This window comes from Streptomyces herbicida (assembly GCF_032656585.1).
In the GTDB taxonomy this organism is placed as follows: Bacteria; Actinomycetota; Actinomycetes; order Streptomycetales; family Streptomycetaceae; genus Streptomyces; species Streptomyces herbicida.
The window spans coordinates 156,268-176,940 of the sequence record NZ_JAUYWJ010000005.1; the positions used below are offsets into that span (position 1 = coordinate 156,268).

The window sequence follows — 20,673 nt, forward strand, 5'->3', positions numbered from 1 at the left end:
CTACCGCCGTCGCCCCCGGGCGCCGCACGTCAGAGCGAAGAAGAGAAGGACGTCACCGCCCGGTCAGCCGGCAACGGCCGACCGGGCGGGAGCGTGCGCGGGTGACGGGCCGCAGGCCGCGGGCCCGGCCTCCACGAACGAATGCGCGGGCTGCTCCACGGCCGTACGGCGCCGCGGCCGGGCCGGCTTGGGCTTCGTCGCCGGGGGCGCGGGCAGCGTGAACCACACGACCTTGCCGTTGTCGCCGTCGGGGCGCACCCCCCAGCTCTCGCTCACCGCGGCCACCATCGCAAGCCCCCGGCCGCAGGTGGCCAGCGGAGCGATCTCGGCCGTCTCGGCGACCTCGGGGAGGCGGGGATCGTGGTCACGTACGGAGACCGTGAGCCGGTCGAGCAGCAGCTCCATCTCCACGGTGCACGACTTGTCGGGCTGGGCATGCCGGTGGACGTTGCTCAGCAGCTCCGTCACACCGAGCGCAGCCCGGTCTATCAATGGGTCCAGATGCCAGTAGCGCAACTGCGCAGATACGATTCTGCGGACCTGACCGATCCGCGACGGCAGGGCTTGAAGCTCCACCGCGCAGTGCCTGCTCGGATGACTGATCACGGCTGCGACTCCCCGACGTGAGGTCCGGAAGAACACGGAGAACGGATCCAGCAGGGTGCATGCGTCAAGCGGCCGCCTGCTGTCGTGGCCGGCGGGCTGGTTCGCAGCGTTATCGCCGGTAAACCCAGAGTGACGTGAGACCAGCGTGACGCAGTGGTCACGGTCCCGCAACTCGCCGCTCCTCGGCGCCGCTCAGCCGCCGCGCCCCGCCGCCCTGCGCACCGCCTCGATGAACCGGCGTGCGGCGGGCGGGCCCGGCTCGCCCGGTGCGGGGTCGTGATCGCCCAGCGTCAGCGAATAGCGCTTGCCGTTGAGGTCGGCCAACGCCCGGTCGTCCGGGGCGAACCAGGGCCTGGAGGCGCGCACCGCCTGTACCGGCGCGCTGTCGATCTCACTGCCGTAACTGGTGAGCAACTCCAGCCTGCCGTCGTTGATCCGGACCTGCCCGGCCCGGGTGAGCGAACGCAGTCGCTTGCCGATCCGCACGCCCGTGGCCGTGAACTCGGGCTCCGCCATCCTTCCCCGCCCCCTTGTGCGCGTCGGTCGCCGTGCCGGTTGCCTCGTGGGCCGTGGCCCGGCGCACTCCGGCTCGTGTCGTGATCCAGTGTGCGCCCCCGTTCGGGACGTTCGTCCCGTCCGGTGCAGTCTGCCCGCAGCCTGCGTAGAGCACCAGTACGCCGAGATGTGTGGGGCGAGAGGACGGAGCACTGGCCCCAATGCGCCCCGGGTGTCCGCACGGGTGTGCCCCAGGGGCTGCTTTGGGCTGTCCAAAGAGGTGTTTATGCAGGTGAGGAGTGGTGTGGAAGCTGCTTATGATCGGGGTGGCGGCTGCCTCGGGCGCCGTCGGCGCGAAGCGTAAGGAGCCCCGCCGTGAGCACCACCCCACAGACCCGGACCGGCGCCACTCTGGACGTCGACCACAGCAACGCCGACTACCGGAACTGGCTGAAAGAGGCTGTCCGGAAGGTCCAGGCGGATGCGAACCGCTCGGCGGACACACACCTGCTGCGGTTCCCGTTGCCCGAGAAATGGGGCATCGACCTCTATCTGAAGGACGAGTCGACCCACCCCACCGGAAGTCTCAAACACCGGCTCGCGCGTTCCCTGTTCCTCTACGGCCTGTGCAATGGCTGGATCCGGCCGGGCCGCCCGGTGATCGAGGCGTCCAGCGGCTCGACGGCCGTCTCCGAGGCCTACTTCGCCAAGCTCATCGGCGTGCCCTTCATCGCGGTCATGCCGCGCACGACGAGCGCCGAGAAGTGCCGCCTCATCGAATTCCACGGCGGGCAGTGCCACTTCGTGGACGACTCACGCAAGATGTACGAGGAGTCCGCCCGCCTCGCGGTGGAGACCGGCGGCCACTACATGGACCAGTTCACCTACGCCGAACGGGCCACGGACTGGCGCGGCAACAACAACATCGCCGAATCCGTCTTCCGGCAACTGGAGTTGGAGCGCTTCCCGGAGCCCACGTGGATCGTCGCCACGGCGGGCACCGGCGGCACCTCCGCGACCATCGCGCGCTACGTCCACTACATGCAGTACGACACCCGCATCTGCGTGGCCGACCCGGAGAACTCCTGTTTCTTCGAGGGCTGGACCACCGGCGATCCGGACGTCACCTGCGACTGCGGCTCGCGCATCGAGGGCATCGGCCGGCCGCGCATGGAGCCGAGCTTCGTGCCCGGCGCCATCGACCGGATGATGAAGGTCCCCGACGCGGCCAGCGTCGCCGCCGTCCGCGCCCTGGAGCGGGCCATCGGCCGCAAGGCGGGCGGCTCGACGGGCACGGGCCTGTGGAGCGCCCTGAAGATCATCTCCGAGATGGTCGCCGAGGGCTGCCGGGGGAGTGTGGTGACGCTGCTGTGCGACCCCGGGGACCGCTACCTCGACAAGTACTACTCGGACGCGTGGCTGGAGGAACAGGGCCTGGACATCGCACCGTACGCGGCAGCGATCGAGTCCCTGCTGGAGACGGGAGCGTGGCCGGACTGAGCACTCCTCCCTCCCGGGGGGTCGGCCTGCCGCGCACTGGCATCGGTGTGTGTTCGAACACCACGGGTGGATCACCGTCTTGGAGAGCGCCGACGATGACGACGACGCCCGGCTCCGGCAGATCGTCGACGACCTCCGGACACATGTGGCCGCGATGGACAGTCCCCGTCTGCTCGACCTGCGGTGGATGAACGGCGCGGCCTTCATCCGCCTGGGCGGCCACCCCAACCACCGCACGGGCCACGTCCTCTACCTGCTGACCCGCGTGGGGACGGCGGCCCCCGCGTCTTACGGTCTCCTCCACATCCGCGACGACGAGGACCCGGACCACGGGGACGAGATCCGCGTCCTCCGCCTGGTCCGGGGCAAGGTCACGGAACACACGGGGCCCCTGCTGTCGCCGTGCGTGCCCGTGCTGGAGGATCCCCTCGAGCCTTGGGCCCGTCCGACACTTCCCGCCTGCCGCGCGACGCCTGGGACGCGGACCCTAGCCGGCCAGGTGCCGGTCCAGTGCCCTGACCGCGTTCCGGAACGCTCGGCCCGTGCCCGGGCGGGCGAGGCCGAACAGGAAGCGGAACGGGGCGGTTCCGTCGACGGCGAAGGTCATCTGCACCCGTGTGCCGGTGCCGGCCGGGGAGAGCCGCCACTCCTCGACCCAGGCACGGGGACCCGGGACGTTCGTCAGGTCGACCCGGTACGCGTACACCTCGGGCGCCTTCGCGACGATCACCGTCTCCTCGAAGCGCGTGCCGCCCCTGAGCCGGACCTCGCGTCCGCCCTCGGTCGGCCGGGCGGACGCCACCGCCGTGAACCACTGCGGCCAGCCCGGTACGTCCTCGACCAGCGCACGGAAGACCGTGTCCGGGGCGGCCTTGATCTCCCGTGCGAACACGAGACGTACGGGGGCGGTCTCGACGAAGTCGATCCCCACCGGGCGCAGACGGTGAGCCATGGACGAGATCCCCCTCGTGAAGTCACGGGAGCGAACGGGCCGTTGGCCGGCAACCCTAGCTGACGGACCGTCAGAAGTCTGTATCCTCGTCGTCGGTCTCGCCCGCCACCACCAGCCGCCGCAGATGCTCGGAGATCTCCGCCCGCGCCTCGGCCGGCAGGCCCGCGTCCGTGACCAGGATGTCGACCTGCTCCAGCGCCGCGAAAGAACTCAGGCCCACCGTGCCCCACTTGGTGTGGTCGGCGACCACCACGACCCGCCGCGCCGACTGCACCAGCCGCCGGTTGGTCTCCGCCTCCGCGAGGTTGGGCGTCGAAAGGCCTGCCTCCACCGATATCCCGTGCACACCGAGGAACAGCAGATCGAAGTGGAGCGCCGCGATCGCCTGGTCGGCCACCGGCCCCACGAGCGAGTCCGACGGGGTGCGCACCCCACCGGTCAGCACGACCGTGGCCGCGCCCTGCCGCGGCCCCGAGGTGCGCTGCGCCGCGTGGAAGACGTCCGCGACCCGCACCGAGTTCGTCACCACGGTCAGATCGGGCACCTCGACGAGGTGATGCGCGAGCGCATAGGTCGTCGTACCGCCCGACAGGGCGATCGCAGTGCCCGGGGTGACCAGCTGGGCCGCGGTCCGCGCGATGTCCTCCTTGGCGCTGAGCTCCAGACCCGACTTGGCCTCGAAGCCCGGCTCGTGGGTGCTCGCCTCGACCACCGGCACGGCACCGCCGTGCACCTTCTCCAGCACCCCCTGGCGGGCCAGCGCGTCGAGGTCGCGGCGCACCGTCATGTCCGACACGCCGAGCTTGCGGGTCAGTTCGTTCACCCGCACGCCACCGCGGCGCCGGACCTCGTCCAGGATCAGGGCGCGCCGCTGCTCCGCGAGGAGGTTCTGATTCTCGCTCACGTACGCTCCGGTCCTCTCGTCTCGACAAGCCGTCCGACACGCCCTGCGCACCTACCCCTACCAGGACATTCCGCCCTTCTCCGGTGCGCGGGCGTCCCATCCTTTCACGGGAGGGCACAGGTTGCGCCACTATCCGTACCGACGTGCGCATGTCATTCGGTCACCACCCGTCCCGGCGGATGTCACTCGGACCGGGGAGATTCCATGACGAGAGGTGTACATCGCACCTGAAACGGAGATCCTGAAGGCCGCACGGACACAGCCGACGGCGGGTCACGGGGGAAGTGCGAGAACAGTGGAACGTGCGCAGGAACGAGCAGCGACGGACGGGCCGGGCGGCCTCGCCCTACGGCCCGGGAGACCGCGGACCGACCTGGAACTCCTCGTCCATGGAGTCGGGGGCACCACACCCGAGGAGATACTCGGTGATCCGCGCACGGTGCGGGTCACCGGCGACGACACCGCCGCGGTCTTCCGGCGCGCCGACGACGCCGACGCGGAGGCCGGACCGGGCGATCACCGGGACGGCCCGGTGCCCGAGGCGTACGTCTGGTGCAACCTCACCTCCGGCGACGGAGCCCGCGCCCTCTGGTTGCTGCTGCTGCCCTTCATGGTCGTCAACCTCGCCCACTGGATGCGCCCCGCCGCACGCGGCCGGAAACGGGCGGTGCAGCTGTACGGGCTGCTGGTACGGCTCGCGGGACTCACCCTGACGGTGCTGCTGGTGGCGGCCGCCTGCGAGGTGTCACTCGACCTCGCCGCCTGGCAGTGCGCGGGCGCCGGTGCCTGCGCCCGGCACCACTCCTGGCTGGGCTTCCTCTCGCCCGCCGGGTCCGGCGACGGCTGGTGGAGCCGCCCCGGGCGGCGGCTCGCCGTGGCGGCGCTGGTCCCGACCGCGCTCACCGGCCTGCTCTGGTACCTCTCGCACCGCACCTGGAGCGCGTACGAGTCCGAGAAACCGATGACCCGCGATCCCGGACCCGACGACCACGACGACCGCACCTCGCTGGGCCGCCCCGGCTTCTGGTACGGCCGCCGCCCGGTGGCCCGGCTGCGCGCCGCCCACACCGCCGCGGGACTGCTGACGGTCGCCGCCGCGGTCATGACACCGGCGCTCGGCTTCGACCGCCGGGCGGGCGGACCCGCGGCACCGGGGACACTGGGCCCGCTGCTGGCCGCGGCGACGGCCGGCTGCGCGGCCGTCGTGGTGTGGGTGGTCTGCCGCCGGGGCCGCAGCGAGAACCGCCTCGACCAGGAGCTCGACGAGCACCTGGTACGGCGCCTGCCGCTCGGTGCCCTGGCCCTGCTCGCCCTCACCCTGCTGTACGCGGGCTGGCCGCGGCCGGGGTGGCACTCGACCGGGCGGCTGCCCGGCGACACTGCCTTCGGCGGCATCGCGCTGGCACAGGGTGTGCTGGTCATCGCCCTCGGCGTGGTCGCCCACGACCTGCACCGCCGGCACCCCGACCCGCGCGCCGCCCTGCGCGGCCTGGGCGGACCGGCGGTCGCACTGCTCGCCTGCGCGCTGGGCGGGGTGATGTCGGCAGGTGTCGCACAGCGCGTGGCCGACTGGCTGGACGGCACCGGCGGCTCGATCACCGGACCGCCCGTGCTGCTCACCTGGCAGGCCTCGGTGATCCCACCCCTCCTGCTGGCCGTGCTCGCCCTGGCCTCAGTGCTGACCTGGCGCACCTGGCAGCGCAGCCGCGCCGAGCGGCGCACGGTGGAACGGGGCCACCGGGGAGAGCCCGAGGACACGGCACGTACCCGCCGTATCGCACGCACCCGGGCCGTGGCCGCCCTCACCGACCGGGTGCCCCTCGTGGTCGCCGTCGTCTCCGCCGCCACGTTCCTGCTGGGTGCCGGAGCGCTGGTGGGTGCCCAGGTCAGCGAGCGGACCCCGGGCGAGGCGACCCGTCGCGCCCACACCGTCGTCCAGGGCGTGGCCGAGACCTCGCAGGCGCTGGGTTCCTGGCTGGTCGGACTCGGCTTCATACTGTTCGTCACCTGGGGCCGCCGCGCCTACAAGGACGCCTCGGCCCGGCGCACCATCGGCATCCTCTGGGACGTCGGCACCTTCTGGCCGCGCGCCGCCCACCCCTTCGCCCCGCCCTGCTACGCCGAGCGCGCGGTACCGGACCTGACCTGGCGGATGGCGACCTGGACCCGGCGCACAGGCGGCCGTGTGGTCATCTCCGGACACTCCCAGGGCAGCGTGCTCGCGGCCGCAGCGGCCTGGCAGCTCGAGCCGTCCGTACGCAAGAAGGTCGCGCTGCTGACATACGGCTCCCCACTGGAGCGCCTGTACGGCCGCTGGTTCCCGGCCCACTTCGGGCCGCCCGCGCTGAGCTCCCTGCACCGCGAGGTCGCCTGCTGGCGCAATCTCTACCGCCTCACCGACCCCATCGGCGGCCCCGTCCGCCTGCCCGGCGACTGCGGGCCCGAGGTGGACCGCGAGCCGCTGCACGACCCGCTCGCCTACGGCCGCACCCCCCTGCACCCCCTGCCCGCCCCCATCCTCGGCCACTGCGACTACCAGGCGGACCCGGCCTTCGCCGAGGAACGGGCACGACTGCTGGCGCGGCTGCGGCCGGATGTGCCGGGCCCGCGGCATCGGGACGAGCCGCCCGCCGGGCCGGACCCGGACGGGGAGGCCGGTTCTCAGGGCAGCTCGGGCAGGTCCTCGGCGTAGAGCAGGGTCAGATCGTCGGTGGTCGGCTCGGCGAGTTGGGCGACCCGGCTCGCGTGCCGTTCCACCATCGCCTCGAACGTCTGGCGAGCCGTGCGTCCGTTGCCGAAGGCCGGGCCCTTGGGAATCTCCGTGAAGTACTTCACCAAGGCCTCCGGCGAGCCCGGCGCCAGTCGGTACTCGTGCTCCTCGGCCTGCTGCTCCACGATGCGCAGCAGTTCCCGGGGGCCGTAGTCGGTGAAGGTGATGGTCCGGGAGAAGCGGGACGCCACACCGGGGTTGACGGAGAGGAACCGCTCCATTTCTGCCGTGTAGCCCGCGACGATGACCACCACCGACTCCCGGTGGTCCTCCATCAGCTTCACGAGCGTGTCGATGGCTTCCTTGCCGAAGTCACGGCCGGCGTCCTCGGGCGACAGCGCATACGCCTCGTCGATGAACAGCACGCCGCCGCGTGCCCGTTCGAAGGCCTCCTGGGTGCGGATCGCGGTGGAGCCGATGTGCTCGCCGACCAGGTCGACGCGGGAGACCTCGACGAGATGGCCCTTGTCGAGGACGCCGAGGGAGGCGAGGATCTCGCCGTAGAGCCGGGCCACTGTGGTCTTTCCGGTGCCGGGGGAACCGGTGAAGACCAGATGGCGCTTGACCGAAGCGGCCTTGAGGCCCGCCTGCTGACGGCGCCGGCCGACCTCGATCATGTCGGTGAGGGCGCGGACCTCGCGCTTGACGCTCTCCAGGCCGACCAGCGCGTCGAGTTCACCGAGCACGGCCTGCGAGGTCCGCGACGGCCTCTCCGGTTCCGTGGCGCCGACGAGCGGCTCCTGTTCGGTCGTGCGCTGCCCGGGGATCGCGCCCAGCAGACCGGAGGACTGGTTCGCCGTCTGCACCGCAGTCTCCGCCGCCGGGCGCCCGATCCCGGCCCCGCTCTCGTCGCTGGTGCAGTCCTCCACGACAGGGCCCGTGCCCGATGCCGCGTCCGGGCTCGCGTCGGCGAACTCGTAGCCGCCGCGCGCGCACCGTTCCGTGCGGCACTTCTTCAGCGTCGTACGGCATCCGTCTATGACGTGGAAGCCGTACCCGGCGCTCCCGGTCACCCGGCAGCCCAGGAAGCTGCCCCGGCCGCCGGCCGACACATAGAAGCCCGCCTCCGCCGGGGAGTCGACCGTGCAGCGCTCGATGGTGGGGTCGGCGCCCTTGGTGACGATGACACCGGTCTGGGTGCCGTCCAGCGTGCAGTTGTTGAGGGTGCCGCCGCTGCCGTGGTCCCGGAACCACGCGCCGGTGGCCGCGTCCCGGATCCGGCAGTCGTCCAGCTGCGCGGTGGCGCCGTCGCTCACCGACACCGCCGTGTTGCGCACCTGGGACAGATCGCTGTCGACGACGTCCGCGCGGGAGCCACGGTCCAGGACGAACAGCGCGTCCGGCACGTCGTGCACGCGGCAGGAGTCGAGCACCGCGGTGGCGCCGTCGCTCACCCACACCGCGGGATAGTCGCCCGTGCTGTCGAAGATCTCGCACTGGTTGGCGTCCACGCGTGTGCCCGGGTCCCACACCGACAGGCCGTTGCGACCGAACTGACGCACCGTCGTCCGAGTCAGTGTCAGCACGGAGCGGGACCGCAGGTCGACGGCGTTCTCCGGGATGTCGTGGATACGGCAGTCGGCGAGGGTGAGCGCGGCTTCCGTGTCGAGCGTGACGCCGTCGGCGGTGGTGCGGTGCACATCGCAGTCGGTCAGGTGTGCGGTGGCCCGCGAGGTCACCTGGGCTCCGGAGCCCCGGATCTCGTAGACCTCGCAACCGACCGCTTCCAGCGCGGAGTTCTCGCCCGTGACCATCAGGCCCGCGCCGGAGGCGTGGTGCACCCGGCAGCGATCCAGCCGGGGGTGCGCACCGCCGCGTACCGCGACGCCGGACTGGCCGGCCGCGACCACCTCGCAGTCCTCGAACACCCCGCCGCCACCGTCGAGCACGGCGATGCCGATACCGGCGGGGTTGTCGACGGTGCAGCGGCGCACGGTGGGCCGGGCGCCGCCGCGGACCTCGATTCCCGCGGCGGACCGGGTGACGACCCGGACGTCCAGCAGCTCCGGCGTACCCTCCTCGACCAGCAGCGCGGGCGCGGCCGCGTCCTGCCCCTCCACGTGCAGGTCCTGTACCACGGCCGAGGCGCGCAGGGTCAGCGGCACCCCTTCCGTGGGCGCGATGCGGACCGAGCCGGGCGAGCCCTCGGGGCCGCGCAGCGTCACCGCCCGCTCGACGACGAGATTCTCCCGGTAGGTACCAGGGGCGACGGTGAGGACGTCCCCGTCGGCCGCGGCCTCCAGGGCGGCGGCGAGCGAAGAGTACTCACCCGTGCGGCGCCGCCACCGCGATGTGCCGGTGTGCGTCACCTGGACGGTGCCCTGTGCCATGGCGTTGCTGTGCCCCCACCTCGTCGTGCTGATGGCTCGTTCGCCTTCGGGGCATGCGGCCCCTACGACTCCCTCGCGCGCGGGTCGATGCCGAATGGTTCGGCCGGTCCACCGTAGCGTGCGCGCAGGCAGTGGGTTGACCAGAGACGGAAGGCGGTCAGCTGCCGGTGCCGGTCCTGCCCCAGTCCGGACCCGCGCGGTCCCAGGCCTGGTCCCAACGCGCGTACCTCCGGCGAACCATGCGCCACACGATCAGCCGTCTGCCGCTCTCGACCGCCCCCGCGGTCAGGAGCGCCGCGCCGAACCCGGCGAGCACGGCGTGCGTCGTCGCCGTCGCGGAGTCCAGCGGGCGGGCGACGATGCGGCCGCGCGGGTCCGTCCAGAGTCTGAAGTGGTCGCCCTTGTGCGGGGACTTGAGGTTCGACATCACCGGGCCGTGGTGCCGGGTGCCGTCGGGGGCGGTCCAGTCGGCGAGGACACGACTGCGGCTGTCGTGCGCCGTGGTCGTGTCGGGGTCGGGCTCGAGCCGGGCGCTGTCCAGCTTGCGCACCACGGTGGCCGTGACGGGATGGCGGGAGCGGTGCTGGTCGACGACGGACCGCTGCAGGGCGTCCTGTGCCACCGCCCCGACGAGCGAACCGATCACGGGTGCGGCCACCACGATGAGCAGCAGGGACGCGAAGGCCACCCAGGCCTCGACCAGGTCGGTCGTGCGGCGCAGCGGATTGTGCCGCCAGCGCCAGAGACCGCTGATTGCTCGCACAGTCCCGCACCCCCCTTCCCGCTCCGTGATAACCCCCGGCGGAGCCGCTCACCCGCGGGCCCGGTCGAAGAGAGAGCGAAATCACCTCTGACCCTCTGACCGGAACCTCTTGTGCACTTCTCACCCCACCCCAACGACCGGGCCCCGGTGTACGGTTCCCCGTGCGTCGACCCGATCGTGGGACCGTCCGTGGAAGACCGCCCTCCTCCAGAAGACAGCGCCCTCCTGGAGTGCCGGTCGAGTGCCTCGAGTCCTAGTCGAGGATCCGCACCGGGTCACCGACCCGTATCGTGCCGGGCGAGGTGGGCACCAGGTTCTGGCCGAAGACCAGACTGGTGCCGAAGCGGCGGTGCCGCGCCAGGGTGCGCAGGGGCTCCCGGCCGCGTACCGCGGTGTCCTGGTCGGTCGTGGTCACGACGCATCGCCCGCACATTTTGGCCACGCGGAACACCGCTTCGCCGATGGCGAGGCGCGACCAGCCGTCCTCGGCCCAGGCCTCGGTGCCCGCCACGACCACGTTCGGCCGGAAGCGGTTCATCGGCAGCGGGCCCTCGTGGGCGTGGTCGCCCTGTGCCATCAGGGAGTTCAGGGCGTCGAGGGAGGCGACGGTGGTGACCAGCAGCGGGTAGCCGTCCGCGAAGCTCACGGTCTCGCCCGGCAGCGCGTAGTCCGGGTCGACCGGGCGGCGGGTGGCCGGATCGTCGAGATGGACGAGACGGACGTCGGCCTCCAGATAATCGGCGCACCAGGCGCCGGCCGCATCCTCCGCCAGGACCGCTTCCACCTTGGTGCCGAAGATGTTCACCGGTACCGTGCCCGCCGGTTCCGGAACCGGCACCGTCACGGGCTCCCGCCCCGGCGCGGACAAGCGAATGCCGCCGCCGGGCACGAGCTCGGCGGCGGCCAGCGCGAGACGCGGCTGCTCGCGCTGTGTGACGACCTTTCCCCCGTCGTCGATCAGAGCCCAGCGCCGGTCCCCGGACAGCCCCCAGGGCTCCACCACGGCCTGCCGCAGTGAGACGCCCCGGAACGCCTTGACCGGGTGGATGTGAATCGACTGCAGAACGGCGTTCCCCATACAGCCATGGTGCCAGGCAGCACCGACAGCCGGGGAGGCCGGTCAGTAGCCGCGGTACTGCTGCTGGTTGTACGGGTCCTGGTACGGAGCGGGCGCGGGCCGCGGAGCCGCGGGACGCATCGCCTCGTAGCCGGTGCCCGCCGCCATGGGCCGGGGCGGCTGCTGCATCTGCGGGCCGGGATAGCCGCGGGGCGCGGTGGCCTGCTGTGGGATGTAGGCCGCGGGTGCCTGCTGCAGCGGAGCGGGCTGCGGCGCCTGCGGGTAGCCATAGGCGGGAACGTGGTGCGACGGACCCGCAGGGAGCGCGGGCAGTGCCGAGGGCAGCGCGGGCAGGTGGCTGCCCATCGCCGGCAGGTTGCCGCCCATGTCATAGGCGGCGGGGACCCGGATCGGGGCGATCTGCGGGGTGCCCCGCTCGGCCACGAGCGAGTCGTAGATCGGGGTGTCCGGGAAGGAGGCGGAGTAGTAGCCGCCACCATAAGTGGAGCGGGGGGAGGTCATGGCACATAAGTTAAGCCCACGATGTGCTGGTTGGGGAGACCGATAAGAGGGTTGTTTTCCGTGTCGGCAGTGACGCGGGATCCCTAATCCGAGCGAACTTGGCAAAAAAGGGCGGCGGCCAGCGTTCTGATCGTGTAAAGGCCGAGTTCCCGGCGGGTTACCGGGGGTTGGCCGGCGATCTTCCCGTGCCGCCCGTGGGAGTTCGCCGGCCCTCGGGAATAGGTTGGGCGGGTAGGGATGGAAACCGGCGGCCGGGGTGCGGTCCGGCGGGGTGACACATGAGATGGGGGCGTACATGTCAATGCCGAAAGGGTCGAATGCGCCGGTGCCGACGAAGGCCCTGCGTGTCGAATTGGGCTGGCGCTCCGGACCCGGCGTCCCGGACGCGGATGCCTCGGCGCTGCTCCTCGCGGCGGGAAAGGTGCGCTCCGACGGCGACTTCGTCTTCTACAACCAGCCGGCGCACACCTCGGGCGCGGTCCGGCACGAGGGCAAGCGGAACACGGGCGGACGGGTCACCGACACCCTTTTCGTCGACCTCGCGCGCGTGGAGGGCGCCGTCGAGCGGGTCGTCCTCGCGGCCTCCGCGGACGGCGGCACCTTCGGACAGGTGCCCGACCTGTACATCGAGGTCCAGGACGCCGACCGGGGCGATGTGGTCACCCGCTTCGACAGCCCCGGTGCCACGGCGGAAACGGCCTTCGTGCTGGGCGAGTTCTACCGCCGCCAGGGCGGCTGGAAGTTCCGGGCGGTGGGCCAGGGCTACAGCAGCGGACTCGAGGGCCTGGCCACGGACTTCGGGATCACCGTGGACGAGCCGCAGCACGCGGCCCCTCCCACCGTCCCGCCCGTCGCACCCCCGGTGACCGTGCCGCCCCCGCCGGCGCCGCCCGCCCCGATGCCACCGCCCCCGGCTTCCACCGCCCACCTGCCTCCGCCGTCGGGACCGGCCGCCCCCCTGCCCCCGCCGTCCGGGCCTCCGGTCCACCTGCCCCCGCCGGCGCCGCCCGCCCAGCCGGTCCGCCTCAGCAAGGTCACGCTCACCAAGGCGGCCCCCTCGGTGTCGCTGGCCAAGCAGGGCGGCACCTCCGGCACCTTGCGCGTCAACCTCAACTGGCAGATGCGCAAGCAGTCCCCCGGCTGGGGCGACCGGTGGGGCGCGGCGCGGGGAGACCTCGACCTCGACCTGTGCGCCCTCTACGAACTCGCCGACGGCCGCAAGGGAGTCGTACAGGCCCTCGGCAACGCCTTCGGATCGCTGCACCGGCCCCCGTACATCCACCTCGACGGCGACGACCGCACCGGCGCCGTGGCGAGCGGTGAGAACCTCACCGTCAACCTCGACCACACCCGGGACTTCCGGCGCGTCCTCGTCTTCGTGACCATCTACGAAGGCGCCTCCTCCTTCGCGGACCTGCACGCGACGGTCACGCTCCAGCCGCAGCACGGCGCCCCGGTCGACTTCTCCCTCGACGAGTGCACCGTCCCCTCAACCGTGTGCGCGCTCGCCCTGATCACCAACACCGGCGCCGACCTCGTCGTCCAGCGCGAGGCGCGGTACCTGGTGCCGGACCGCGGAGTGAGCCCGCAGCGGACCGTCGACCGCGCCTATGGATGGGGGATGAACTGGACCCCCGGCCGTAAGTGAGCGGACCCCGGCCGTAACCAATAAGCGGACCCCGGCCGTAACCAATAAGGGGAACGGGGTCAGCCCTCGTCGGGCACGGTGTCCGGACGCGCGTATGTGCGGCCCTTCCAGGCCGCCCCGCGCCCTCTGTAGTGCTGCACCGCGGAATCGACCGTCATGAGGAGGTAGAGGAACGCGGTGAAGGGCAGCAGGGGAGCGAGCCACAGCGGCTGGCGGTAGTAGCGGAGCATCGGGACGTACGTCGCCGTCATCACCAGCCACGCGCAGGCGCCGGTGAGCGCGGCCGCCGTACTTCCCGCGACGGCACCGGCCACCACGGCCGCGGGCGGCACGAGGTACACCAGCGCCAGGCCGGCGACCGTACCGAGGAGCAGCAGCGGGCTGTGCCGCAGCTGTGCGTACGCGCTGCGCGAGACCATGCGCCACAGATCGTGCAGCCGTGGGTAGGGGCGCACGCTGTCCACCCGCTCGGCCAGCCCGAGCCAGATGTGGCCCCCGCCGCCCTTCACGGCGCGGGCAAGGGCCACGTCGTCGATGACGGCCTGCCGGATGGCATCGGGGATCCGCGCCCGCCCTGCCGTGTCCGCGCGCAGGAGCACACAGCCGCCCGCCGCGGCCGCCGTCCGTGCCCCCCTCCGGCCGATCCGGCGGAACGGGTACAGCTGAGCGAAGAAATAGACGAAGGCGGGCACCACGAGGCGCTCCCACAGGCTCTCCACCCGCAACCGGGCCATCTGCGACACGGCGTCGAAGTTCCCGGTGCGTGCCGCCGCCACCAGTTGGCGCAGGCTGTCGGGCGCGTGGGCGATGTCCGCGTCCGTCAGCAGCAGGTACTCGGGACCACGCGCGCGTGCCAGGGCGATGCCGTGCCGAACGGCCCAGAGCTTGCCCGTCCAGCCCGCAGGCGGTTCGCCGGGGGAGCCCACCGTCAGCGGCAGTCCGCCATGGCGCGCGGCCAGTTCGCGGGCCAGCTCCCCGGTGCCGTCCGAACTGCCGTCGTCGACCAGGAAGATCTCCGCCCGCCCCGGATAGTCCTGTGCCAGCAGCGACGGCAGGCTCGCCGGCAGCACGGCGGCCTCGTCCCTGGCCGGTACGACGACACACACGGACGGCCAGTCGTCCGGATCCCTGCGCGGCGGCAGCCGTACGTCCGTACGCCAGAAGAAGCCCTGGCAGAGCAGCAGCCACAGCCAGGCGGCGAGGGACAGGGCGGAGATCCACACGATCGCGCTCACCCGCGCAGTCTGCCCCACCCGGCCGGTCCACAGGGGCCCATCGTCTATCGTGGCCGGGTGAAGATCGCGCTCATGGACTCCGGAATCGGCCTGCTGGCGGCCACCGCCGCGGTACGGCGCCTGCGCCCCGACGCGGATCTCGTCCTCTCCCTGGACCCCGACGGCATGCCCTGGGGGCCGCGTACCCCGGAGGACCTCACCGCTCGTGCCCTGGCCGTCGCCGAGGCCGCCGCGGCCCACCGGCCCGATGCGCTCATCGTCGGCTGCAACACGGCGACCGTGCACGCCCTGCCCACGCTGCGCGCCCGGCTGGAGCCCGCCGTCCCGGTGATCGGCACGGTCCCGGCGATCAAGCCCGCCGCGGCCGGCGGCGGCCCCTTCGCGATCTGGGCGACGCCCGCCACCACGGGCAGCCCGTACCAGCGCGGTCTCATCGAGCAGTTCGCCGACGGCGTCCCGGTCACCGAGGTGCCTTGCTGGGGCCTCGCCGAGGCCGTGGAGCACGCCGACGAGGCGGCCATCGACGCCGCCGTCGCCGCGGCCGCCGCACTGACTCCGGACGAGGTGACGACCGTCGTCCTGGGCTGCACCCACTACGAACTCGTGGCGGAACGTATCCGCGCCGCAGTGCAGCGGCCGGACGCGCCGCCGCTGGTCCTGCACGGCTCCGCCGGGGCGGTGGCCGCGCAGGCGCTGCGCCGCATCGGCGAGGAGCCCGCCCCCGGGGCTCCGGCCGACGGCACCCTGACGGTGCTGCTGAGCGGACACGAGGGCGAGCTGCCCGTGCCCGCGCTGAACTACGCCGAGGGCAGGCTCCTGCCCGCCGTCACCCCCGCCCGCTGACCCCGGGTGCCCTCGTCCGCGGGAGTCACCCTCCGCGACGCGGTACCCGCGCAGCGAAACCTGAGTAACCTCGTAGTTATGAGGGACCACCCCCACGACGCGGACATCGTGCAGCCAGAGGTGTGGACCGGACGTGCGACGAACCGGGTCCAGTGGCTGCTGGCTCTCGCCGGCGCGGCCTGCATGGCGCTCGGTATCGAACTGGCGGTGGACTCCGCCTGGACCTCGGGCGTCGCCCCGCTGGTCATGTCCGTCGTGGGCTGCATCGCGGCCGGACTGCTGGTCCTCTTCGGCACTCTCGCGTTCGTGCACGTCGACCTGAAGCTCGACAGGGAGTGCGTCGAGGTGCGCTGCGGCCATATGGGTGTGCCCCGCCGCCGGATCCCGCTCGACCAGGTCGCCGGAGCCGAGTTCGCCCCGATAGTGACTCCGCGGAACTGGGGCGGCTGGGGCTACCGCTGGCGTCCCGAGAAGGGTACGGCGGTGGTGGTACGCCGGGGCGAGGGTGTGGTCCTGCGCCTGTGGGACGGGCACACGTTCACGATCACCGTGGACAACGCCGAGTCCGCGGTGGTGGCCATCCGGGACCGCCTGCGGTCGATCGCCACGGGGACCGCTCGCTGAGGTCGCGGGAGCTGTGAGGGGGCGCATCGATACGCCTCGGTGAGGCCCGCGCACCGACTCCGGCCGGCCGGAGTCAGTGTTCCGGGGTGTCGTGCCAAGTCACTGTTCCGGGGTTTCGTGCGCGACGAGCGGTCGGGCCGTGGCCAGGCCGGCCAGCAGTCCCGCGCCGACCGACACCGTGGTGAAACTCAGCGCGTTGCCGACCGCGGCGACCGCGCCCAGCGCCGTGAGAGCGGCGCCCGCGGTGAGCGCGACCGGTGTGCTGCGGGGGCTGCGCCACAGGGCGTACAGCACCCAGCAGAACGCCGCCGCAAGCAGCAGCACCCCGACGAGCCCCTGTTCGGCCGCCTGTTGCAGGGGCGCGGAGTGCGGCTTGCCGTCGGGCAGCAGTGCCTGCTGTGCGGTGGTGCTCAGTTCGCCGAAGCGGCCGGGGCCGATGCCCAGGGCGGTGTTCCTGCGGGCCAGCCGCAGCGCGTCCTGCCACAGCCCGACGCGGTGCTGGGTGAGCCGGCCCTCCAGGGACGCGGTGAGCCCCTCCGGAAGGGCGTTCTCGGCGAGTGCACAGGTCACTCCGGTCATCAGGGCCGCCGCCAGGGCCAGGCCCGTGAGGCCGAGGCCGCGTCGGCTCGTCCGGCCCGCCGCGAGCGAGCACAGCAGGACGGCGGCGGCCAGGGCACATCCGACGGCCGAGCCCAGCGCGGCCGCGGTCAGCGTGATCCCGAGGGCCAGCAGGCGCAGGGCGAGCCGGAGGGCCGGCACGGGCGTGGCCCACGCGGCACAGCAGGCGGCTCCGGTGGCCAGGGTCAGCAGCGCCGCGGTGGCGCCGGTGGGCCCGAGCGGGGTGGTGAACTGGGGGCCTGGCGCGAGGTGGGGCATGGCCACCGCCAGTCCGAGTCCGGCCAGCGCCCCGGCGCAGGGCGCGGCGACCGGCAACAAGGCTCCGGAGATCCGGCCCGAGGCATAGCCGGCGGCCACGGCCAGCACCGCGAGCAGGACGCCCTCGGGCCGCCCGCCGTGCGCCGCCGCGGTGATCAGCGCCCACGCGGCGCAGGCTCCGAGCACCACGACGCCCGTGGCGTCAGAAACGTTTCGTCTGTCGCTTTCCGCGTCCGCCCCCGCCGCCATCCCCGTTGAACCCACCCAGTCGCCCCTCGTAACCCGGTCCCCCGACCTGTGGCCGACCCGTCCGCGCGGCCGGGACGACCGCACGACACAGGCTCCGGCACACCGTAACGGCTGATGACCGTTTTGTGGACGAGTCGAGCAGGAAGGATGTGGCTTCGGACCGCGGGCGCTGTGCTCCCCGCCACCTGGACCGTCCTGTCGGCAGCAAGGTCACCCGCCGTACACTCCCCGAGTGACCGTCACCGCAACCTCCGTGGACCAGTCGGACCAGCTCCAGTCGCAGCCCGCGCCCACCGCGCGCGGCCTCCGGCTGCTCCGGCGCCTGGTCCCGGCCGCAGCCGCCGCGCTCTGCGGCGTGCTCCTGTACGTCAGCTTCCCGCCCCGCACCCTGTGGTGGCTCGCGGTGCCCGCCTTCGCCGGCTTCGCCTGGGTGCTGCGCGGCCGCGGCTGGAAGGCGGCCCTCGGTCTCGGCTACCTCTTCGGCCTCGGCTTCCTGCTGCCGCTGCTGGTGTGGACGGGCGTGGAGGTCGGTCCAGGGCCGTGGCTGGCGCTGGTGGCCATCGAGGCGGTCTTCGTCGCCCTGGTCGGTGCGGGCGTCGCCGCGGTGTCCAAGCTGCCCGCCTGGCCGCTGTGGGGGGCAGCCGTATGGATCGCGGGCGAGGCGGCACGCGCGCGTGTTCCCTTCCGTGGCTTCCCCTGGGGCAAGATCGCGTTCGGTCAGGCGGACGGCGTCTTCCTGCCGCTCGCCGCGGTGGGCGGGACGCCGGTGCTCGGCTTCGCGGTCGTCCTGTGCGGCTTCGGTCTGTACGAGGCCGGGCGGCTGGTCGCCGAGGGGCGCCGCACCCGGACCCTCCGCAAGGCGGCCGCGGCCACGGCCCTGCTGAGCGTGGCCGTCCCGGTGGCGGGAGCGGTGGCCGCCCGAGGCCTGGTCAGCGACGCGGCGGAGAACGGCACCGCGACGGTCGCGGTCATCCAGGGCAACGTGCCGCGCGCCGGTCTGGAGTTCAGCGCCCAGCGGCGCGCGGTGCTCGACTACCACGCGCGAGAGACCCGGAAGCTCGCCGCAGACGTCAAGGCGGGCAAGGTCGCCAAGCCCGACTTCGTCCTGTGGCCGGAGAACTCCTCCGACATCGACCCCTTCACCAACGCCGACGCGGCCCAGATCCTCGACGACGCGGCCAAGGCCGTCGGCGCGCCCATCTCGGTGGGCGGTGTCGTCGAGCGCGACGGGAAGCTGCTCAACGAGCAGATCCTGTGGGACCCGGTCAAGGGCCCCACGCAGACGTACGACAAGCGGCAGATCCAGCCGTTCGGCGAGTACCTCCCGCTGCGGTCGCTGGTCGGGGCGATCAACAAGAACTGGACCAGCATGGTCCGCCAGGACTTCAGCCGGGGCACGAAGCCGGGCGTGTTCGACTTCGACGGCGCCAAGGTCGGCCTGGTCACCTGCTACGAGGCCGCCTTCGACTGGGCCGTGCGGTCCGAGGTCACCGACGGCGCTCAGATGATCTCCGTGCCGAGCAACAACGCGACCTTCGACCGCAGCGAGATGACCTACCAGCAGCTCGCCATGTCCCGCGTCCGCGCCGTCGAGCACAGCCGTACCGTGACCGTGCCGGTGACCAGCGGTGTCAGCGCCGTCATCATGCCGGACGGGAGGATCACCAAGAAGACCGGCATGTTCGTGGCCGACTACCTGGTCCAGAAGGTGCCGCTGCGCTCCTCGAAGACGCCCGCCACCGAGCTGGGCATCCTGCCCGAGATCGCCCTGGTGCTGGTCGCCGCGGGCGGGCTCGGCTGGGCGATCGGCGCCGGTGTGCGCGGCCGGCGCGCCGACGAGGCGTAGCGGCACGCCCGTCGTGCGCCCGAGGCGTTGCGCTGAAGGAGGGGAACCGGCCGGTTAGGGTCGGTTCCATGGCTACTCCTGACTTCATCCGTACGCTCCGCGGCTCCGCCGGACACCAGTTGCTGTGGCTCCCCGGAGTCAGCGCCGTGGTCTTCGACGACCAGGGCAGAGTCCTGCTGGGGCAGCGTGCGGACAACCACAAGTGGGCGGTGCTCTCCGGCATCCCGGATCCCGGTGAGCAGCCCGCCGCCTGCGCCGTGCGCGAGGTGTACGAGGAGACCGCCGTGCGGTGTGTGGCGGAACGGATCGTGATGGTGAAATCGGGAGAGCCGGTCACCTTCGGCAACGGCGACATCTGCCAGTTCATGGACATCACCTTCCGCTGCCGGGCCGTCGGCGGCGAGGCGCGGGTCAACGACGACGAGTCCCTGCAGGTCGGGTGGTTCGAGGTGGACGCGCTGCCGGAGATGGACGAACGCCACCTCATTCGGATCAAGCAGGCCATGTCCGATGAACCCACATGGTTCGAGCCTATGAGTTTCGAGTGAACTATGGGGTCTGACCATATGTGGCCGGGCGGGAAGGCTGCCTAGGTTCGGCACATGACCTCGCACAGCGCCCTGCCCGGCCGACACGCCCCCACGCTCGACCTCGGCGGCCGCACCGCCCTCGTCACCGGCGCCGCCGGCGGCATCGGCCGTGCCTGCGCGCTGCGTCTCGCGGCCGCCGGGGCCAAAGTGAGCGCCGTCGACCGGGACGCTACGGGCCTGGAAGCGCTGGCCGAGGCGGCCCGCGGTCTGGCGGGCGGCGTCGAACCGCACGTCCTGGACCTCACGGACCTGGACGCCGCCGAACTCGCCGCCGCCGGCACCGACGTCCTGGTCAACAACGCCGGACTGCAGCTGGTGCGCCCCATCGAGGAGTTCCCGCCCGAGGTCTTCCACACCGTGCTGACCGTGATGCTGGAGGCGCCGTTCCGGCTCATCCGCGGTGCCCTGCCGCACATGTACGGGCAGGGCTGGGGCCGCATCATCAATGTGTCCTCCGTCCATGGTCTGCGCGCCTCGGCCTTCAAGTCCGCCTATGTGGCCGCCAAACACGGTCTCGAGGGCCTGTCCAAGACGGCCGCCCTCGAAGGCGCGCCGCATGGAGTCACCTCGAACTGTGTGAACCCCGCCTATGTGCGCACCCCACTGGTCGAGGAGCAGCTCACGGACCAGGCACGGGCGCACGGCATCCCCGAGGAGCGCGTGCTGTCCGAGGTGCTCCTGCAGGACAGCGCCGTCAAGCGGCTCATCGAACCCGAGGAGGTCGCCGAGGCCGTGGCATACCTGTGCAGCCCCCGGGCGTCCTTCGTCACCGGCACCTCGCTGGTCCTCGACGGCGGCTGGACGGCGCACTGAGCGGCCCGCCACCCACGCGACCGGAGGTTTTCCACAGGCCCCGACGGACC

General features: G+C 72.4%; 18 protein-coding genes and 1 pseudogene. 9 read left to right on the forward strand and 10 right to left on the reverse strand.

The annotated features are described in order from the left end of the window. Nucleotides 1-63: 63 nt before the first annotated feature. Nucleotides 64-606, reverse strand: a complete 543-nt coding sequence (locus Q8A52_RS12990; RefSeq protein ID WP_316751306.1) for an ATP-binding protein — start codon at nt 604-606, stop codon at nt 64-66. A 192-nt stretch (nt 607-798) separates the two neighbouring features. Next, entirely contained in the window at nt 799-1,122 is a 324-nt protein-coding gene (locus tag Q8A52_RS12995) for a hypothetical protein (RefSeq protein ID WP_316751308.1), read from the reverse strand. Between the two features lie 354 nt (nt 1,123-1,476). Between Q8A52_RS12995 and cds1 the strand changes: the two genes are divergently transcribed. Then, a complete protein-coding gene (gene cds1, locus Q8A52_RS13000) occupies nt 1,477-2,601 on the forward strand; it encodes an L-cysteine desulfhydrase Cds1 (RefSeq protein ID WP_316751310.1) in 1,125 nt (374 codons plus the stop codon). Nucleotides 2,602-2,650: 49 nt separating this feature from the next. Beyond that, a pseudogene (locus Q8A52_RS13005) lies at nt 2,651-3,013 on the forward strand (Imm7 family immunity protein); the annotation flags it as partial. Between the two features lie 75 nt (nt 3,014-3,088). On the opposite strand, the gene Q8A52_RS13010 reads toward Q8A52_RS13005, so the two are convergent. Together Q8A52_RS13010 and Q8A52_RS13015 are read right to left on the reverse strand one after the other, a co-directional pair. Continuing rightward, entirely contained in the window at nt 3,089-3,553 is a 465-nt protein-coding gene (locus tag Q8A52_RS13010) for an SRPBCC family protein (protein ID WP_316751312.1), read from the reverse strand. A 70-nt stretch (nt 3,554-3,623) separates the two neighbouring features. Beyond that, entirely contained in the window at nt 3,624-4,457 is an 834-nt protein-coding gene (locus tag Q8A52_RS13015) for a DeoR/GlpR family DNA-binding transcription regulator (protein ID WP_316751314.1), read from the reverse strand. Nucleotides 4,458-4,752: 295 nt separating this feature from the next. On the opposite strand from Q8A52_RS13015, the gene Q8A52_RS13020 reads away from it, so the two are divergent. Beyond that, complete coding sequence (locus Q8A52_RS13020) at nt 4,753-7,149, forward strand: hypothetical protein (RefSeq protein ID WP_316751316.1); 2,397 nt, start codon at nt 4,753-4,755, stop codon at nt 7,147-7,149. On the opposite strand, the gene Q8A52_RS13025 is transcribed toward Q8A52_RS13020, so the two are convergent. From Q8A52_RS13025 to Q8A52_RS13040, 4 genes are all read right to left on the reverse strand, one after another. Then, complete coding sequence (locus Q8A52_RS13025; protein ID WP_316751318.1) at nt 7,119-9,557, reverse strand: right-handed parallel beta-helix repeat-containing protein; 2,439 nt, start codon at nt 9,555-9,557, stop codon at nt 7,119-7,121. The genes Q8A52_RS13020 and Q8A52_RS13025 overlap by 31 nt on opposite strands. Nucleotides 9,558-9,714: 157 nt before the next feature. Continuing rightward, nucleotides 9,715-10,320: an Rv1733c family protein gene (locus Q8A52_RS13030; RefSeq protein ID WP_316751320.1), complete on the reverse strand. Its 606-nt coding sequence runs from the start codon at nt 10,318-10,320 to the stop codon at nt 9,715-9,717. A gap of 253 nt (nt 10,321-10,573) precedes the next feature. Continuing rightward, the gene (locus tag Q8A52_RS13035) at nt 10,574-11,398 is read right to left on the reverse strand and encodes an MOSC domain-containing protein (protein ID WP_316751321.1); all 825 of its coding nucleotides are present in this window, start codon (nt 11,396-11,398) and stop codon (nt 10,574-10,576) included. 42 nt (nt 11,399-11,440) lie between these two features. After that, the gene (locus Q8A52_RS13040) at nt 11,441-11,899 is read right to left on the reverse strand and encodes a DUF6643 family protein (RefSeq protein WP_316751323.1); all 459 of its coding nucleotides are present in this window, start codon (nt 11,897-11,899) and stop codon (nt 11,441-11,443) included. Between the two features lie 301 nt (nt 11,900-12,200). Between Q8A52_RS13040 and Q8A52_RS13045 the strand changes: the two genes are divergently transcribed. Further along, on the forward strand, nt 12,201-13,547 hold the full coding sequence (locus Q8A52_RS13045; protein ID WP_316751856.1) for a TerD family protein: 1,347 nt from the start codon (nt 12,201-12,203) through the stop codon (nt 13,545-13,547). Between the two features lie 59 nt (nt 13,548-13,606). Here the strand turns inward: Q8A52_RS13045 and Q8A52_RS13050 are convergent, their stop codons facing one another. Continuing rightward, nucleotides 13,607-14,800 carry a glycosyltransferase gene (locus Q8A52_RS13050; RefSeq protein ID WP_408649195.1) on the reverse strand — a complete coding sequence of 398 codons (1,194 nt, stop codon included), beginning with the start codon at nt 14,798-14,800 and terminating at the stop codon, nt 13,607-13,609. 39 nt (nt 14,801-14,839) lie between these two features. Here Q8A52_RS13050 and Q8A52_RS13055 point away from each other — a divergent pair, with 39 nt between their 5' ends. Further along, on the forward strand, nt 14,840-15,625 hold the full coding sequence (locus Q8A52_RS13055; RefSeq protein WP_316751328.1) for a glutamate racemase: 786 nt from the start codon (nt 14,840-14,842) through the stop codon (nt 15,623-15,625). A 78-nt stretch (nt 15,626-15,703) separates the two neighbouring features. Beyond that, complete coding sequence (locus Q8A52_RS13060) at nt 15,704-16,249, forward strand: hypothetical protein (protein ID WP_316751330.1); 546 nt, start codon at nt 15,704-15,706, stop codon at nt 16,247-16,249. A 99-nt stretch (nt 16,250-16,348) separates the two neighbouring features. Here Q8A52_RS13060 and Q8A52_RS13065 read toward each other — a convergent pair whose 3' ends face one another. Next, a complete protein-coding gene (locus Q8A52_RS13065; protein ID WP_316751858.1) occupies nt 16,349-17,374 on the reverse strand; it encodes an O-antigen ligase family protein in 1,026 nt (341 codons plus the stop codon). Nucleotides 17,375-17,606: 232 nt separating this feature from the next. Here Q8A52_RS13065 and lnt point away from each other — a divergent pair, with 232 nt between their 5' ends. The 3 genes from lnt (at nt 17,607) to Q8A52_RS13080 (ending at nt 20,623) form a co-directional block, all read left to right on the forward strand. Then, on the forward strand, nt 17,607-19,220 hold the full coding sequence (lnt, locus tag Q8A52_RS13070) for an apolipoprotein N-acyltransferase (RefSeq protein WP_316751332.1): 1,614 nt from the start codon (nt 17,607-17,609) through the stop codon (nt 19,218-19,220). A 68-nt stretch (nt 19,221-19,288) separates the two neighbouring features. Further along, the gene (locus Q8A52_RS13075) at nt 19,289-19,768 is read left to right on the forward strand and encodes an NUDIX hydrolase (RefSeq protein ID WP_316751333.1); all 480 of its coding nucleotides are present in this window, start codon (nt 19,289-19,291) and stop codon (nt 19,766-19,768) included. Between the two features lie 54 nt (nt 19,769-19,822). Beyond that, a complete protein-coding gene (locus Q8A52_RS13080; protein WP_316751335.1) occupies nt 19,823-20,623 on the forward strand; it encodes a 3-hydroxybutyrate dehydrogenase in 801 nt (266 codons plus the stop codon). Nucleotides 20,624-20,673 lie beyond the last annotated feature (50 nt).